The sequence below is a fragment of the Sodalis sp. RH22 genome (assembly GCF_047324165.1).
Taxonomy (GTDB): domain Bacteria; phylum Pseudomonadota; class Gammaproteobacteria; order Enterobacterales; family Enterobacteriaceae; genus Acerihabitans.
In genome coordinates this window covers 1,544,925-1,560,336 of the sequence record NZ_CP178731.1, presented here as the reverse complement: position 1 = coordinate 1,560,336, position 15,412 = coordinate 1,544,925, and the positions used below count along the sequence as shown (strand labels likewise).

The 15,412-nt window shown below is 54.4% G+C and carries 16 protein-coding genes and 1 tRNA gene; 8 read left to right on the top strand and 9 right to left on the bottom strand.

Going from position 1 to position 15,412, the window contains the following annotated elements; all coding sequences use genetic code 11:
- Positions 1-171 precede the first annotated feature (171 nt).
- On the top strand, positions 172-483 hold the full coding sequence (gene fliE / locus ACL2XN_RS07060; protein WP_410015385.1) for a flagellar hook-basal body complex protein FliE: 312 nt from the start codon (positions 172-174) through the stop codon (positions 481-483).
- A gap of 264 nt (positions 484-747) precedes the next feature.
- Here the strand turns inward: fliE and lysM are convergent, their stop codons facing one another.
- A complete protein-coding gene (gene lysM, locus ACL2XN_RS07055) occupies positions 748-1,185 on the bottom strand; it encodes a peptidoglycan-binding protein LysM (protein ID WP_413730559.1) in 438 nt (145 codons plus the stop codon).
- A gap of 160 nt (positions 1,186-1,345) precedes the next feature.
- Between lysM and ACL2XN_RS07050 the strand changes: the two genes are divergently transcribed.
- Entirely contained in the window at positions 1,346-1,594 is a 249-nt protein-coding gene (locus ACL2XN_RS07050) for a hypothetical protein (protein WP_413730558.1), read from the top strand.
- Positions 1,595-1,623: 29 nt separating this feature from the next.
- Here ACL2XN_RS07050 and ACL2XN_RS07045 read toward each other — a convergent pair whose 3' ends face one another.
- Positions 1,624-2,058 carry a hypothetical protein gene (locus ACL2XN_RS07045; RefSeq protein ID WP_413730556.1) on the bottom strand — a complete coding sequence of 145 codons (435 nt, stop codon included), beginning with the start codon at positions 2,056-2,058 and terminating at the stop codon, positions 1,624-1,626.
- Between the two features lie 518 nt (positions 2,059-2,576).
- On the opposite strand from ACL2XN_RS07045, the gene ACL2XN_RS07040 reads away from it, so the two are divergent.
- Positions 2,577-2,780 (top strand): hypothetical protein, encoded by a 204-nt coding sequence (locus ACL2XN_RS07040; RefSeq protein ID WP_410015381.1) that lies wholly within the window; start codon positions 2,577-2,579, stop codon positions 2,778-2,780.
- Between the two features lie 29 nt (positions 2,781-2,809).
- Here ACL2XN_RS07040 and ACL2XN_RS07035 read toward each other — a convergent pair whose 3' ends face one another.
- The 5 genes from ACL2XN_RS07035 to fliD all read right to left on the bottom strand — a co-directional run bounded on the left by ACL2XN_RS07035 (position 2,810) and on the right by fliD (position 5,862).
- Complete coding sequence (locus ACL2XN_RS07035; protein ID WP_410015380.1) at positions 2,810-2,971, bottom strand: YnfU family zinc-binding protein; 162 nt, start codon at positions 2,969-2,971, stop codon at positions 2,810-2,812.
- Positions 2,972-3,115: 144 nt separating this feature from the next.
- A complete protein-coding gene (locus tag ACL2XN_RS07030) occupies positions 3,116-3,370 on the bottom strand; it encodes a CsbD family protein (RefSeq protein WP_410015379.1) in 255 nt (84 codons plus the stop codon).
- A gap of 119 nt (positions 3,371-3,489) precedes the next feature.
- The gene (fliT, locus tag ACL2XN_RS07025; RefSeq protein ID WP_410015378.1) at positions 3,490-3,864 is read right to left on the bottom strand and encodes a flagellar protein FliT; all 375 of its coding nucleotides are present in this window, start codon (positions 3,862-3,864) and stop codon (positions 3,490-3,492) included.
- A 141-nt stretch (positions 3,865-4,005) separates the two neighbouring features.
- The gene (fliS, locus tag ACL2XN_RS07020) at positions 4,006-4,395 is read right to left on the bottom strand and encodes a flagellar export chaperone FliS (protein ID WP_413730555.1); all 390 of its coding nucleotides are present in this window, start codon (positions 4,393-4,395) and stop codon (positions 4,006-4,008) included.
- A 39-nt stretch (positions 4,396-4,434) separates the two neighbouring features.
- Positions 4,435-5,862: a flagellar filament capping protein FliD gene (gene fliD, locus ACL2XN_RS07015; RefSeq protein WP_413730553.1), complete on the bottom strand. Its 1,428-nt coding sequence runs from the start codon at positions 5,860-5,862 to the stop codon at positions 4,435-4,437.
- A gap of 280 nt (positions 5,863-6,142) precedes the next feature.
- Between fliD and ACL2XN_RS07010 the strand changes: the two genes are divergently transcribed.
- The 3 genes from ACL2XN_RS07010 (at position 6,143) to fliZ (ending at position 9,282) form a co-directional block, all read left to right on the top strand.
- Complete coding sequence (locus tag ACL2XN_RS07010) at positions 6,143-7,672, top strand: flagellin (RefSeq protein ID WP_410015375.1); 1,530 nt, start codon at positions 6,143-6,145, stop codon at positions 7,670-7,672.
- A 242-nt stretch (positions 7,673-7,914) separates the two neighbouring features.
- Positions 7,915-8,637, top strand: a complete 723-nt coding sequence (locus ACL2XN_RS07005; RefSeq protein WP_410016563.1) for an RNA polymerase sigma factor FliA — start codon at positions 7,915-7,917, stop codon at positions 8,635-8,637.
- A 135-nt stretch (positions 8,638-8,772) separates the two neighbouring features.
- Positions 8,773-9,282, top strand: coding sequence for a flagella biosynthesis regulatory protein FliZ (gene fliZ / locus ACL2XN_RS07000; protein ID WP_410015374.1), 510 nt, complete (start codon positions 8,773-8,775; stop codon positions 9,280-9,282).
- Positions 9,283-9,345: 63 nt separating this feature from the next.
- Here fliZ and putA read toward each other — a convergent pair whose 3' ends face one another.
- Complete coding sequence (putA, locus tag ACL2XN_RS06995) at positions 9,346-13,284, bottom strand: trifunctional transcriptional regulator/proline dehydrogenase/L-glutamate gamma-semialdehyde dehydrogenase (protein WP_413730552.1); 3,939 nt, start codon at positions 13,282-13,284, stop codon at positions 9,346-9,348.
- A 144-nt stretch (positions 13,285-13,428) separates the two neighbouring features.
- Between putA and ACL2XN_RS06990 the strand changes: the two genes are divergently transcribed.
- Both ACL2XN_RS06990 and phoH read left to right on the top strand, forming a co-directional pair.
- Positions 13,429-13,734: a hypothetical protein gene (locus ACL2XN_RS06990; protein ID WP_413730551.1), complete on the top strand. Its 306-nt coding sequence runs from the start codon at positions 13,429-13,431 to the stop codon at positions 13,732-13,734.
- A 355-nt stretch (positions 13,735-14,089) separates the two neighbouring features.
- Positions 14,090-14,881: a phosphate starvation-inducible protein PhoH gene (gene phoH, locus ACL2XN_RS06985; protein ID WP_410015371.1), complete on the top strand. Its 792-nt coding sequence runs from the start codon at positions 14,090-14,092 to the stop codon at positions 14,879-14,881.
- Positions 14,882-15,006: 125 nt separating this feature from the next.
- Here the strand turns inward: phoH and ACL2XN_RS06980 are convergent.
- Positions 15,007-15,096 (bottom strand) — tRNA-Ser (locus tag ACL2XN_RS06980).
- Positions 15,097-15,412 lie beyond the last annotated feature (316 nt).

Genomic DNA, 15,412 nt, shown 5'->3' with positions numbered 1-15,412 from the left:
CGGTGCTTAACGGGCATAGCCGGCGGTCATCATATAAATGTGGATGCCATTATTTGCCTTTAGCAACACAATCGATGGCTGAAATAACCGGGTGTTTTAGCGTTATTTAGCGCCTTAGGCCGCCAAGGGTTCTGCTAAGGTAGCAGCCAACGTTAAAATTGAGGAAACGTCATGGCTATTCAGGGGATTGAATCAGCGGTTCAACAACTGCAGCAGGCCGCCAGGGCTGCGGGCGGCGTTAGCGAAGCCCCCGAGTCCGGCGGCGGTTTTGCCGGCATGCTCAGCGCTGCGCTGGATAAAACCAGCGATACGCAAAACCAGGTTCGCGTCCAGTCGGAAGCCTTCGCCACCGGCAATTCGGCTTTAGGACTCAATGATGTGATGGTGGATATGCAAAAATCTTCCATTTCGTTGCAAACCGCCGTCCAGGTGAGAAATAAAATGGTGGCGGCCTATCAGGACATCATGAACATGTCCGTGTAGGGGCACTGACGTACTGATAGTAATGTCCATTCCCTCACGCTGTTTCTCCATGGGGCATGGGTGGGGCAAAGAACGATAATGTCAGATAACGTGTTGTCCCGCGCGTTTATGGCGGTCAATGGGGGTGAATACAACAGGCAATGCGGGTTCAACGAACTAAAGAACCCGGATAAATTCATCCCTCAAAAGAGGGCCTGGCGGTTTCCTGCTCTCAGGTCATGGCGTTAGGGTTGCCCCGAATATAACGGTTAGCCACGCAGCCGGTTATTTTGGAATACGCAAAACCTGACCGGGGTAGATTTTATCGGGGTGGGAGAGCATAGGTTTATTGGCTGCAAAAATTTTGTTGTACTCGTTGGGAGTCCCGTAAACCTGCTTTGAGATGGCGCTTAATGTGTCGCCTTTCTTGACGGTATAGAATTCCGATTGGGGGACGTTATCGACCGCGGTAACGTTGTCTTCCACTTTCGTGATCCCGGCAACATTGCCAGCAGCGATAAGAATTTTTTCTTTAAGCTCTTGTGAAATCCCGGCACCGGTAGCTGTAACCGTATCACCGTTGACTTTGACCTCAACTTTATCACTGCCTGGCAATCCCAGCTTGCTGATGTGTTCTTGCAGTTTCTTGTTCGCATCATCACTATTACTGACGGCATCCCATAATTTTTCGCCTGCTTCTTTGACAAAACTGAAAAGGCTCATGATTAACTCCTTTGCTTGTGTTGAAAACTGATATTGCCCCTGGGAATATTAATATTAGTTTAAATATCCGATTTTGCATCCTAAAGCCCAGCGCCCGGACATTGGACAATGACCTATCGCCGTGCCGTCAGGCGTTCCTCAGTTAAAAGGGCGCCGAGGTGTGAGCGTGCTGATTGATAGTGGCGGCACGGTCGAGGATTCAGACAAACTGAGTGCTAATGTGCCTATACCCTATGACCGCAGTGTCATAGCCGGGGTAACTGTTGCGGTAAATGATGCTTATTTTATTATCCGTTGCAACGCCCTAGAGGGCCAACGCGGCATGATTGCATCTGCCCAGCCGCTCTGCCCGTTCCATGCCGATGAGGAAATTAATAACATTGATCCACTCCTTAACATATTAAATTGAAACGCCGCCTCGGGCGGCTGAGTCAGGCATCACAACTTGATGACAATTTTCCCACTCATTTTATTTACCTTAACGCGCTTAGCTCTGAAAATAAATGTGATGTAGGGAATCACAACTTTCCGCCATAGCGGTGTCTTTCTGTAGGATATTGAAAGTATTGAAATATGTTCTTGGGTGACGATTTTTTGAATGATATCTGTTCCACGCTGATCAAGGAGATGCGACTCAAAAGAAACAGTCTCATAACCGTCGGCCTTGAGCTTTTTCAAAATACTACGCAAAGAGCTATAAATCGCTGCTGATTTAGCGCGATTCCTTGGCGTCTTGCAAGGAATTAAATGCAAACCAACATCTTTTTTGCGCTTATTCGTGTATCTGAAACGGCCGTAACTCCCGATGGTCAACCAAGACCAAACATAACAACACCCAAGTAAACCCAGCAAAGTAATAAATACGTAATTCATATATTTCCCCTTATTCGTTTAATAGCTTATCGGCAACCAGAATAAAAAGGTTACGAGAATAACTGGCTAAACCAGATTGGGAGGCCATTACGTCGGTTTACCGGGGGATTGTTGTCTTTAAGATAAATAGGCTCTGTTCATGGCGTCAATGCAGGCACTCTGCGTTCTACGCGCGCATGCGAATGTCAATGACGGCCCAGGCGGTCGCTCCGTGGGTTAACGTGGTATTGGTGGTAATGATTCCTGCATGGAAGAGAAGGGGCAATATGCCTTTCGTAGCACGTTGAAGGGAGCTGCTACGAAAACGATTAAAGCGATCGGCATAGATTTTGTTAAGAAATTTTGCTGAAAAAACGTACTTATACGCAGACAGGCCAAAAAACGGATTTTATCCATCATGACTCTATTCGCCTGGCGCCGTTGTGTGCCGTCATATCCCCTGCGCCGTTATTCATTCTCTGTTCATTTTTCTGCAACATTACGCCGGCAAAATGATAAAGAGAAAATAGGAGACGGCGATGACAATACCCGCAGAGGCGTTGCGGCACACCCATGATACGGTAAGTCTGTTGATAGGCCAGGCCAGCCTGGCGCTCCACCGGCGCGGCGCCAAGATTCACCCGGCCGCCATCATGGCGTACCTGGCCGCCGAGCAGGAGCGGGAAAGCGACGAAACCCGGCGTTTTTTTATCGGCGTGGCGATAGGGTTGCTCGCGGTATAGCGCGGGCGAATTTCTCAATAGGGCAAAGCCTATTTGTCTTTCGGCAGAAAATAGTGACCGCATTTGGGACAAACTAACGTGATGTTTTTGCGTACTTTTTGGGCGGGTTGCTGGGTTGCGTTGCCGCATTCCGGGCACGTGACTTTAACTGAAGTACTGCCGAACGCCTTAAGCGCATCAAGGATAGACATAATAATCGCCGCGGCTATAAAGAGACGATGATGATAACACTTCGCCACCCGTATAGCTCTTGCTGCTTTTACAACCGCGGGCTTACCGCGACACCGGGCAACCGCATGTGGGACACGCCGTCGCCCGGCGCCAACCGGGCAGAATCAATGACGGCGATGGCCTAAAATTTTAGCCAGCAGGAAACCCACGCCGCTGGCAATCAGCAGCGCCGGAATCGGATCATTGACGGTTTTTTCTTTAATCTGATCAATACAGTCGTTCACGCTGTAAGACGCCTGCGCGGCGCGTTTACGCAGTTTCCCTTCCAGATGGAGCGCGTTGTCCCCGGTAGCACGGCCGAATTCTTCCTGGCCCTTGCCCGCAATTTCTTCCGCTTTATCTTTGGCTCTATCAAACATTGTTATCATCCTTATTGAGTGTTCACCCTGTAAATATAGGCGAAAATGACAATTTTGCCTCCCACGTGGGCCTGGACGCATTTTTTAGGATGATTCCCGCCTGATATCGTCGCAGGCGGTTATTTTTTTATCTCACCCGGCAGCATCGACGCCCGATCGGAAAACTTATGGTAGGCCGAGTTAATGGATTGCTGACGGTTTGACTGGCCGATGAGCTCTTTCAACTGATCAAGGCGTGATTGAAGCAATTGATTTACTTCATGTTCATTTTTCAGCAACTGCTGTAATACCAAGGCAATATTATCCTGGATAACGGTGGAAAGTGGATTTTCCAACAAAGAATTCAGTTCGGCGATCTTGGCCACCGCCTGAACATATTTTTCTTCAATATAGACCAAGGCATCCCATTCTGACTGACGGGCCATCGACAACATATTTTCGCTTAGCGCAAGAATTTGCTGATAATGGGCTAAAAGAGAAGGGCAAGCATCCATTATGGCTATCCTAGTAGGTATCGGACATATAAATTGGGTTAATTCTGCTCATTTCCTAGCTATTTTTATCACACACCCTGACGTGTCGGGATAACCATTATTAGAAACGAAACATGAATCTGATAATCAGAATATTCCTCATTAAGGTTGCGGGCCGCCCGGGGAAATATGCTTCCAGGCATCGGCGATCCCGGTGAGCATCAGACGGATTTCCTGCAGCAGGTCGCGATCGTTATGCAGATTGACCTGGATAAGCTGTCGGCAGAAGTAATCATACAGACCGGCCAGGTTATGGCTCAGTTCGCCGCCGTTTTCCATATCCAGACCCATTTTCAGTCCGTTATCGATGATCTCGATCGCTTTGGACAACGCAGTGCCTTTGGCGGCGATATTGCCCTGCGCCATGAAGATGTCCGCTTTCGCCAGTGCGCTGAGCGCCCCGTCAAATAACAAGGTGATAAGCTTATGCGGGCTGGCGCTCATGACGCTGCTCTGCAAGCCCACGACGGCATACGCATGTGAACCGTACATTGTTACTATCCTTCTCCCAGAAATTTACGCCCGCGGCAATCAGTTGCTGCTGGATGATATGTTAGAAATGGCATCAAACTGCTGGGTTAAATACGTCGCGGTATTGTTCAGCGACGAAACCAGCACGTCCAGTTGGGTAAACTGTTTTTTATAGCGGGCAATATTATTGGTGATGCTGGTCTGAACCTGGGTGTACTGCTTGTTCAGTCCGGTCAGCACGTCGGCCAGGCTGTCCTTGGTATCACTGATGGTGCCGCTGTCCTCGGTGAACGAGGTGACAATGGACGACATTTGGGTCGCCATTCCGGTGGTTTTGCCGTCGCCGGCGAAAAAGCCCGCCACCTGCGATGGATTGTCCGCCAGGTTTTTGACCAGTTTGGCCTCATCGGTGGCCAGGGTGCCGTCTTTATTCAGCGTGATGCCGACCTGGCTTAACGCCTTGATGCCGTCGTTGCTCTGGCCCGCGCCCAGCACGCTGCGCAGCTGATTTTTTACCGACGTCAAAACACTGTCGCTTAACAGAACCCCATTGCTGGCGTCCGGCGCAGTGCCGGCCGTTACGGGGGTATATTTTGTTAGCGTGGTAAAGGTGGTTTGCAGGGTGTTATACGCTGAGACCCACTCCTCGACGGCTTTGGTTGAATCGGTGGCGCTCTGGCGCACTATCAGGTTCTGTGCGGTGGTATTTTCCGCCGTCAGGGTCAGGGTAACGCCCTGGGGCACGTCGGTAATGGTGTTGCTGCTGCGTTCGACGTCGATACCGTTCAGCGTTAGCTTGGCGTTCTGAGCCGTCACGGCGGCATTCATGCCGGCGGCGGTTTTATCGGCGTCGGTGCCGTTGCTGTCGTAGCCCAGGATGCCGTTCAGGGTAGCGTCGCCGGTGACGCTCATGGTGACATTGGAGGAGGTACCGGTGGTGTTGGACGTGACGACCAGCTGGTAACCGCTGTCCCCGGACTGGACGATACTGGCGGTGACGCCGGCGTTGGCCTTATTAATGGCGTCGCGCACTCCGCCGAGTGTGGTTTGCGCGTCGGTCAGGGGAATGGCCACGGCCTTGCCGCTGCCCACCTGAATGCTGAGGCTACGGGTGGTGCTGCTGGCGCCGATAAGCGAGGTGGTATCGGTAAACACTTGTTTGGTGGCCAGCGACTGCGCCGTCGCCAGTTGGGTAACCTTAATGCTATAGCTGCCGCTGACCGCCGTGTCGCCCGCCGTCGAGGTAAACCCATCGGTGGTGCTGGTCACTTTTTTAGTATAAAGCGTGTTATCGGACAGGGCCTTGGTGGCGGTATTAAAGGTTTCCAGCGCGGTTTGCAGCGTACTGTAGGCCGCCACTTTGGCATTGATATTGGTCTGCTTGTTGGTTATCGGTGTTAACCGCTTGTTTTCGTCGGTGGTTAACGTATCCAGCAGGGTGCTTAGGTCCAGGTTGGACCCGACGCCGAGTGAACTGATGTTGGTCATGTTGCTCTCCTGATAATTACGCGGTAGGCGAAGCGGTTATCGGCACCGGCGGCAAGAAGTTTACCGCGATTTTTGCCGCGTCATGGAGGGTAGAGGGGAAAAGAAGGGGGTTAATTCCGGCTATTAAGGTCTTGCGGGGAATGGTAGGGCGAAATTTGCATTTTTCATTAAAGGTTACCGACGGCTCGCCGATACCTTGTGGGACGGCCATTAACACTTACTCGTATTGATGCCCGAATTAATTACTCAGTCCTGATGCATGATTTCAAAGGAATATACCATGGCTCAAGTTATCAATACTAACAGCATTTCCCTGCTGGCTCAGAACAACCTGAACAAGTCTCAGTCCAAACTGAGTACCGCTATCGAACGTCTGTCATCAGGCCTGCGCATCAACAGCGCTAAAGATGATGCCGCCGGTCAGGCGATCTCCAACCGTTTCACTTCCAATATCAACGGCCTGACCCAGGCGTCGCGTAATGCCAATGACGGTATCTCCCTGGCGCAGACCACTGAAGGCGCGCTGGACGAAATCAATACCAACCTGCAGGCCATTCGTACCCTGACCGTGCAGTCGCAGACCGGCACCAACTCCGCCAGCGACCTGCAGTCCATCCAGGACGAAGTCACGCAGCGCCTCTCTGAAGTCGACCGTATCTCCCAGCAAACCGACTTCAACGGCGTGAAAGTGTTGAGCCAGAATAAAACCCTGTCAATCCAGGTGGGTTCCAACGATGGTGAAGTGATCAATATCGATCTGCAAAAAATTGATTCCACCACGCTGACACTGAATACCTTTAATGTTAACGGCCCGAACGGCACCACGTCCGCCGCCGCCTTGTCAACCGGTACCGCTGTTGCTGCCACGGGCACCGTCGCACTTACTGCGACCGCCGCTGATGCGACCGGTGCTGATGCACCTGTCAAGGCAGCCATCGGCGCCAGCACCAAGGTAATTTCCGACGGTACCGATTATTATATCGAAGGTGATGACGGCAAGGCTTATAAAGCCACCACCACAATTGATAAAACCGGTAAATTAACGGCTACCGTAGGCGCCGGTGTGACTAACACCGACTTGACCGGTAAAACCGTCAATACCGTAACCGCCGGCAGCACCGCTGCCTACACCTCACTGGCTGCCACCGTGGATGCCGCCGGTAACGCCGACGCGACCAATATCGGTGCCGGTACCCTGGTTGCAGACGCCAAGGGCAATTACTCCGTCGTGACTTCCGCAGGTAAAAGTTATGCCGCCACCGTTTCTGTCGACGGCTCTGGCGTATTAACCGCGAAGGTTGAAGCTGCGACTACCGCTGCAGTTTCCGTTGCCACCGATACCAATAAAGACTCGAAAATTGATTCGGCCAATGTCAGTATTGTTCAAGATAAAAATAACCATTACTTTATCAAAGATACGACAGACGGCACCACGGCTGATAAAGTTAAGTATTACGCCGCTGACGTCACTACTGATGATGACGGCAAGATTACCAGCGCCGCTTACGATTCAAGCAAATCGCTGGCCGTCGCCACCACCGATCCGTTGAAAGCCCTGGACAGCGCGCTGTCCACCGTTGATACCCTGCGCTCCAAGCTGGGTGCGGTGGAAAACCGTTTTGACTCCACTATCAACAACCTGGCCAGCACCAACAGCAACCTGAGCGAAGCGCAATCCCGTATCCAGGATGCCGACTACGCGACGGAAGTGTCCAACATGAGCAAGGCGCAGATCCTGCAACAGGCCGGTACCTCGGTTCTGGCCCAGGCTAACCAGGTTCCGCAGACCGTGCTGAAACTGCTGCAATAATTTGTTCATCGCATTGTAATGCGTAAAAACCCCGCCCAGGCGGGGTTTTTTTTCGCTATATCATGGCCAATGTGAAATAAATACCGCCGCGGACGAAGATAAGCCACTGTTTATATAAAGTAAATTGCGTTCGATCCGGCAGGATATAAATAGAGGGGTATTTAAGCGACTATTCAGCCGATTGATCGTGCCGGCTAGCCGGATAATAACATCGATAAGAGGATCAATGTAGGATAGTCATGGTGAGCGATCTGTATACTGCCACGGGCGTAATAGATAAACAGTCCCTATGGCAACGCTATATTCCGTTGGTCCGTCACGAGGCCTTGCGTCTGCAGGTGCGGCTGCCGGCAAGCGTGGAACTCGACGATCTGCTGCAGGCGGGGGGGATAGGCCTGTTGAGCGCGGTGGAACGGTACGACTGCCTGCAGGGCACGACCTTTACCACCTACGCGGTGCAGCGCATTCGCGGCGCCATGCTTGATGAGCTGCGCAGCAGGGACTGGGTGCCCAGGAGCGTGCGGCGCCATGCGCGGGAGGTGGCGCAGGCCATTCATCAGGCCGAACAGCAGCTGGGCCGGGTTGCCACTGAACAGGAAGTCGCCCAGACGCTCAATATTACGCTTGGGGAATACCGGCAGATATTGCTCGACACCAACAACAGTCAGCTCTTTTCTTATGACGAATGGTGTGAAGATCACGGCGACAGTGCCGATAATCTAATGCCGGGACACGAAGACGCTAATCCGCTCCAGATATTAATGGAGAACAATTTGCGTGAAAGGGTCATTGAGGCCATCGACGGTTTGCCGGAAAGGGAAAAAATGGTCCTGGTGCTGTATTACCAGGAGGAATTGAACCTGAAGGAAATTGGCGCGGTGCTGGAGGTGGGTGAATCACGGGTAAGTCAATTGCATAGCCAGGCGATTAAACGTTTGCGCGCGCGCCTGAATAACGATCATTAGCGGCCGGGTAGGGGAATAATAAATTCCCCGTTGTTAAGCACGCTGATAGAGATATTAAAACATATTAATTAGCTTTCCATAGCGCAAGTCCAATGCGCTATTGAAAGCCCTATTCTTAGCACTAGGGAAAACGACATGTTAGCCAAAGTGGGTAAAAAACGGCCCTTGAGCCGTTACCTGAAAGATTTCAAGCACTGTCAAACCCATTGCTGCCAGTGCGGCAAGCCGTTGGATCGTATGACATTGGTGTTTCGCGGGCAGATTATCAATAAAGAAGCCATCGCCGGTATGGACCAGCTTATCGACGATCTCGTCTGGCAAAGCCTGAATAAAGAGCTGACGGCGCTGTGCCGGTTTTGCAGCGTAATTTCTTGCAATAGTGAAGCAAACTATTTCGATATCAAAGCGTTCAAGCAGTATTTATTTGAACAGACGGCGATGAGTCACAGTACTATTCGTGAATATGTGGTACGCCTGCGGCGCCTTGATGAAATATTGGCGGCCAGGAATTATCCCCATGATAAATTCGAGCGCCCCAGTGGCCCGCAAATGCTTATTGAGGACGTTCCGGACGCAGGGCAAAGCAATTACCGCATCGCCCTGCGTAAATACGATCAGTACCTCAATTGGCAGCGTAATTTTTAAAAGCCAGGCCGGTTGCCCGTCCACGCCATGTCTATACCATGGCGGCGGACGGGGGATAAAGGTTTAGCCGATGGTCATCAGGCTGGCGTTGCCGCCCGCGGCGGCGGTATTAATGCTGACCGACCGTTCCACTAATAAGCGCTCCAGTAAAATCGCCGTCTCGCCGCGCGCGTAGCCATGCACCTGGATAATGGGGCCGGGCCGCCGCGCGAGCGTGCCGCAGAGCGCCAGCAGCCGGTCCGAGTCGCCATGGAACAGCACGGCGTCAAACGGATCCGCCGCCTTGAGCCAATCATCGTGCAGGACAATGCGCGCCTGCGCCGCCTCCGGCAGACCGTCATACAGCACGCGGGTCTCCGGCCCGTCCTGCCACAGTGCCTGGGACCCGACGCTTAACACCGCCGCCAGTTGCGTTAGCCGGTCATTATTGTCTTCGGCCAGGCACAATACGCGTGCGCGCGGCAATAAGCGGTAGCTGTTCTGCTCGCCGGTCGGGCCTGTGAGCATCCTGACCGTGCCGGCCAATGACAGCTCGCCAAAGCGCCTGAGCGCGCGCACCTTCTCCGCCGGCATATTCTCCCCGGCCCATATCATCAGGGCGTCATAAGCCGGCCGCGGCGCGCACGGGCTGCCGGTCGCGTCCCCGGCGCGCAGCGCGTCGGGCCGTGCCTCGGGCAGCCGTTGGGATAACAGGCGATAAAGATACAGCGGGCCGCCGGCTTTGGGCCCGGTGCCGGAGAGTCCTTCCCCGCCGAAGGGCTGCACGCCGACCACGGCGCCGACCATATTGCGGTTGACATAACAGTTGCCTACCCGCGCCTGTTCCATTACCCGGTTTATGGTTTCATCAATGCGGGTATGCAGGCCCAGGGTCAGGCCATACCCGCCGGCGTTAATCTGCTCAAGCAAGGTGTTCAGGTCGCGGCTGCGGTAGCGGACCACGTGCAGGACCGGACCGAACACTTCCTTATCCAGCTGCGCCACGCTGTCCAGCTCAATCAGCGTGGGCATGACAAAGGTACCGGCGCCCAGGGATTGCCGTCCGGCGCCGTCGTTATGGGCGCCCTGCCATACCGGGTGGCCGGCTTCGCGCATGGCGGCGATATGTTCCTCTATAGCCTGCCGGGCCTGGGCGTCAATCACCGGACCGATGTCGGTGGCAAGCCATTGCGGATCGCCGACGCTGCACTGCGCCATGGCGCCGCGCAGCATGCGCAGAGTGCGTTCGGCCACCTCTTCCTGAATACATAATAAACGCAGCGCCGAACACCGTTGCCCGGCGCTGTCGAACGCGGAGGCGATGACATCGTTCACCACCTGTTCCGTTAAAGCGGAAGAGTCAACGATCATGGCGTTAATCCCGCCGGTTTCCGCCACCAGCGGCACCGGACGTCCCAGCGGGTCCAGCCGTTGGGCGAGCGTCGCCTGTATCAGTCGGGCGACGGCGGTGGAGCCGGTAAACATCACGCCGCGCACCCGATGGTCGCCCACCAGCCGCGCGCCGACGGTCTCGCCGTCGCCCGGCAGGAAATGCAGTACGCCGGGCGGCACGCCCGCTTCCAGCAGGATGCCGATGGCCTGCGCGGCCACCAGCGGCGTTTGTTCGGCGGGCTTTGCCAGCACGCTGTTGCCTGCGGCCAGCGCCGCCGCCACCTGGCCGGTAAAGATGGCCAAGGGGAAGTTCCAGGGGCTGATACAGGCCACCGGCCCCAGCGGACGGCAGCCGTCGCGATCGAATTCCCGGATCTGGCCGGCATAGTAGCGCAGGAAATCGACGGCCTCGCGCACTTCGGCGATGGCGTTGGCAAAGCTTTTACCGGCCTCGCGTATCAGCAGGCCGATAAGGGTGGGCATACGCTGTTCCAACAGATCCGCGGCATGGTTTAAAACCGCGGTTCGTTCGGCGCAGGGCGTGGCCGACCATATCGCGCCGTGGTGATCCGCGCAGGCAATGGCCCGCTCGACGTCGTCTTCGGTGGCGTCGCGGCATTCCCCGACATTATCGCGCGCGTCGGCCGGGTTAAGCACCGCATGCCATAACTCGCCGTCGCGTGACGTGCTATCGCCGGCGTGGGCGCGCCAGTGCAGGTTGGCGCTGTTGAGCAAGGCGCTGGAGAGCGAGGCGAGACGATGTTCATTGGCCAGATCGATCCCGGCCGAATTAAGCCGTAACGGACCGTACAGCCGACGGGGCAGGGGAATCAGCGGGTGCGGCAGGCCAACGCCGCCTTCCCGTTCGCCGATGGCCAGCGCCTCGTCCACCGGATCGGCAATCAGGTGATCCAGGGATAGGGCGCTGTCGGCAATACGGTTAACAAATGAGGTATTGGCGCCGTTTTCCAGCAACCGGCGCACCAGATAAGCCAGCAGGGTTTCATGGGTACCCACCGGGGCATAGATGCGGCAAGGGCGGTTCAGCCTGCCGTCGGCCACCGGTCCCACCACCTGGTCATACAGCGGCTCGCCCATACCGTGCAGACATTGAAATTCGTATTGGCCAGGATAATAGTTCTGCCCGGCGAAATGATAGATGGCCGCCAGCGTCTGGGCGTTATGGGTGGCGAACTGCGGGTAAATATGATGCGGCACCGCCAGCAGCTTGCGCGCGCAGGCAAGGTAGGCGACGTCGGTATATACCTTACGGGTATAGACCGGATACCCTTCCAGTCCCTCCACCTGGGCGCGTTTGATTTCGCTGTCCCAATACGCCCCTTTCACCAAACGGATCATCAGGCGCCGTTGGCTGCGCTGCGCCAGGTCTATCAGCTCGTCGATAACAAACGGGCAGCGTTTTTGGTAAGCCTGGATGACAAAACCAATGCCGTTCCAGCCGGCGAGCACCGGTTCAAAACACAGTCGGGTCAATAAATCCAGGGATAGCTCCAGGCGGTCCGACTCTTCGGCATCGATATTAATGCCGATATCATATTGGCGCGCCAGCAGGGTTAACGCCAGCAGCCGGGGATAGAGTTCGTCCATCACCCGCGCGTATTGAGAACGGGCATAGCGCGGATGCAGGGCGGAAAGCTTGATGGAAATGCCCGGTCCTTCATAGATGCCGCGGCCGTTGGAGGCCTTGCCGATGGCATGGATGGCCTGCTGATAAGAAAGCAGGTAGGCCTGGGCATCATCCTCGGTCAGGGCGGCTTCGCCCAGCATATCGTAGGAATAGCGGTAACCGCGCTGTTCCAGCCGGCGGGCATTGGCCAGCGCCTGGCCGATATTCTCGCCGGTGACGAATTGTTCGCCCATCAGGCGCATGGCCATATCCACGCCTTTGCGGATCAACGGCTCGCCGCTTTTACCGATAATACGGTTCAGGGAGCGCGACAGGCTGCCCTCGTTATGGGTGGCCACCAGACGGCCGGTAAACAGCAGTCCCCAGGTGGCGGCATTGACAAATACCGACCGGCTGCGGCCAATATGGGGCTGCCAATTGCCGCGGCTGATTTTATCGCGGATCAGCGCATCGCGGGTGGCCTTATCCGGCACGCGCAGCAGCGCCTCCGCCAGGCACATTAACGCCACCCCTTCTTGCGACGACAGGGAAAATTCCTGCAGAAATCCTTGCACCATGCCGGCGCGGCCGCCGGCGCTGTGCTGCTGGCGCAGCGTTTCGGTCAGGCGGCGGGCTAATTGGCTTATCTGCGCCGCGGCGGCGGGATGGCGCGCCTGTTCAATCAGCAACGGCACGGCTTCGGTTTCCGGACGTCGCCCTGCGGCGGTGACGGCGGCGCGCAATACCGATTGCGGCAATACCTGTTCGGCGAACTCCAGAAATGGCTGGCGCGTTTCTATTGCCGGCGGCTCCGCCGGGTCGTTGTCCCCGGGCATGGACGCGGCGTCTTGCCCAGGGGCATGACCCTTATCCAGCTCATCCAGGTAATGGAAGATAGCTTGCTTAATCAACCAATGCGGAGTGCGATCAATCAGCCGCGCCGCGTTCTTAATCCTTTCCCTGGCGGCATCGTCAAGCTTTACCCCCATCGTAGTGGTTACCATCGCTGTATCCCCGGCGAGCATGTGAGATATCACTATCGCCAATGTTGCAACTAAGTGCAACCGGGTTAATAAACAATTAACTTATAGTTAATAAGGTTGCAATCGTGGCGCGGGCGACGCCTGCACGCCGTAAACCGCAACGGCATGATGGCGCAAGAACGGCGTGACAGGGGTTATTTGATTAAATTTGTAATAATTGATGTTTTACGTAAGCCGCGGCTTTTTACCAGCGCAGCGGGAAAAAGCGTTCTGTGGGGCGATATATCAGCGGGCAATAAAGTCGGGGGGCGCTATTGGGTTAAGGTCATCCAGTTCAAGCGTAACGGCTATTGCTTATTATTTGGTCGAATGCTAAAAAAAATATTGCAATCCCAGCGCAAAGTGATGCAATGTCATTATACTCAAGACATCAAGCTAGTTCAGAAAGTTGTTCAGATGCGAAATTCATAACCTCACTGCGGGGATCGCTAATGACAGTGTCCTTTTATGGGCTGATGGCAATACCAGGTTCTGCACCAATCGCCTCCGGAACAGTCGGCGGTTGTAATTTCAACGCTTCGTTTCCAACTTCGTTTTTGCCGACCGGCAATGTAATTGTTCCCTTGTGTTCTCAACTCCGTTGCTTTTTTCCAACTGATGCGCACTCCGGTACGTCCGTATTGTCCATGCGGATGCAACGGGCCGTGTCATCTTATCTCATGGCTATTATTGGCTTTAAAGGAAGCCACAACCTCATCTGAATGTGAAGCGTAATCATCAGGCCTATGCCTGTGTGAATGGTGAAACAAACTGTAAGGTGCCACTTATGGGAAGACAAAAAGTAGTGATCAAAGCTCGTCGCGAAGCTAAACGCGTTATCCGGCGTGAATCACGCAATCACAAAATGCGTGAAGAGGACTCGGTCACTTCTCTTGTTCATATGAGCGGGATTGAATCGATAGGCATGGCGCGCGACAGTCGCGACACCAGGTTAATAGAGGCACGTAATGAAGTTCAGGAAGCTTATTTAACAGCCATTGAGACCAAACAGTTAATTTTCGCAACCGGCGAGGCAGGGTGTGGTAAAACCTTCCTTAGCGCTGCTAAGGCCGCCGATGCATTAATCCACAAAGAGGTTGACCGTATTATCGTTACCAGGCCTGTATTACAGGCCGACGAAGACCTGGGTTTCCTGCCGGGGGATATTGCTGAAAAATTCGCCCCTTATTTCCGACCGGTTTATGATATTTTGCTGCGCCGGCTGGGGTCGTCCTTTATGCAATATTGCCTGCGCCCTGAAATCGGCAAGGTGGAAATCGCTCCTTTTGCGTATATGCGCGGACGTACCTTTGAAAATGCGGTGGTTATTCTGGATGAAGCGCAGAATGTTACCGTCAACCAAATGAAGATGTTTTTAACCCGTCTGGGAGAAAATGTCACGGTTATTGTCAACGGTGATATTACGCAATGTGATTTGCCCAGAGGGGTAAAATCCGGACTGGCTGATGCTCTGGAGCGGTTTAACGAGGAGGACGAAATGATCGGTGTGGTGCGTTTCGGCAAACAGGATTGCGTTCGCTCCGCGCTGTGCCAGCGTACGTTGAATGCCTATCGCTGACGGTCGCTACGCATGCGGCGTCAGTATGGCGCATTATCATTGAGTTAAAAAAAGCCCGGATAATCATCCGGGCTTTTTATTACCGCCAGGCCAGGCTGTTAACAACAGCTTGACCCTAATAATTTTGGCGGTGAGGGAGGGGTTCGAACCCTCGATACGATTTCTCGTATACACACTTTCCAGGCGTGCTCCTTCAGCCACTCGGACACCTCACCACGCTGTTAACCAAGGGTCAACGGGGCGGTACTATAGGGATTCGTCCCATTCCGGTCAAGTATAATTTATCAGGGATGCGTTGTTTGCTCAGGGTTTGAGCGTATCGCTTGTCTGGCGGCGGTGGCGATGCCATCGGGCCTGCCGTCAGGGGTGAATAATGTGCGGCGCGGGGGAGGGCAGGGGGGTATTTCGCGCGGCAAGCCTCAGTATTATGCCGCCGGCAACGCCCAGCCGAAAAAGCTGGGAATAGCCCGCCCGTTCATGTGTGCAGACGGTGCTATTCCCGGTTCGCCTCTCAGCGATATCGGTGCAGTA

Excerpts from the sequence above, each read along its gene's own strand:
- fliE (WP_410015385.1), top strand. The coding sequence starts at position 172 with ATGGCTATTCAGGGGATTGAATCAGCGGTTCAACAACTGCAGCAGGCC.
- lysM (WP_413730559.1), bottom strand. The coding sequence starts at position 1,185 with ATGAGCCTTTTCAGTTTTGTCAAAGAAGCAGGCGAAAAATTATGGGAT.
- ACL2XN_RS07045 (WP_413730556.1), bottom strand. The coding sequence starts at position 2,058 with ATGAATTACGTATTTATTACTTTGCTGGGTTTACTTGGGTGTTGTTAT.
- ACL2XN_RS07040 (WP_410015381.1), top strand. The coding sequence starts at position 2,577 with ATGACAATACCCGCAGAGGCGTTGCGGCACACCCATGATACGGTAAGT.
- ACL2XN_RS07035 (WP_410015380.1), bottom strand. The coding sequence starts at position 2,971 with ATGTCTATCCTTGATGCGCTTAAGGCGTTCGGCAGTACTTCAGTTAAA.
- ACL2XN_RS07030 (WP_410015379.1), bottom strand. The coding sequence starts at position 3,370 with ATGTTTGATAGAGCCAAAGATAAAGCGGAAGAAATTGCGGGCAAGGGC.
- fliT (WP_410015378.1), bottom strand. The coding sequence starts at position 3,864 with ATGGATGCTTGCCCTTCTCTTTTAGCCCATTATCAGCAAATTCTTGCG.
- fliS (WP_413730555.1), bottom strand. The coding sequence starts at position 4,395 with ATGTACGGTTCACATGCGTATGCCGTCGTGGGCTTGCAGAGCAGCGTC.
- fliD (WP_413730553.1), bottom strand. The coding sequence starts at position 5,862 with ATGACCAACATCAGTTCACTCGGCGTCGGGTCCAACCTGGACCTAAGC.
- ACL2XN_RS07010 (WP_410015375.1), top strand. The coding sequence starts at position 6,143 with ATGGCTCAAGTTATCAATACTAACAGCATTTCCCTGCTGGCTCAGAAC.
- fliZ (WP_410015374.1), top strand. The coding sequence starts at position 8,773 with ATGTTAGCCAAAGTGGGTAAAAAACGGCCCTTGAGCCGTTACCTGAAA.
- putA (WP_413730552.1), bottom strand. The coding sequence starts at position 13,284 with ATGGTAACCACTACGATGGGGGTAAAGCTTGACGATGCCGCCAGGGAA.
- ACL2XN_RS06990 (WP_413730551.1), top strand. The coding sequence starts at position 13,429 with ATGATGGCGCAAGAACGGCGTGACAGGGGTTATTTGATTAAATTTGTA.
- phoH (WP_410015371.1), top strand. The coding sequence starts at position 14,090 with ATGGGAAGACAAAAAGTAGTGATCAAAGCTCGTCGCGAAGCTAAACGC.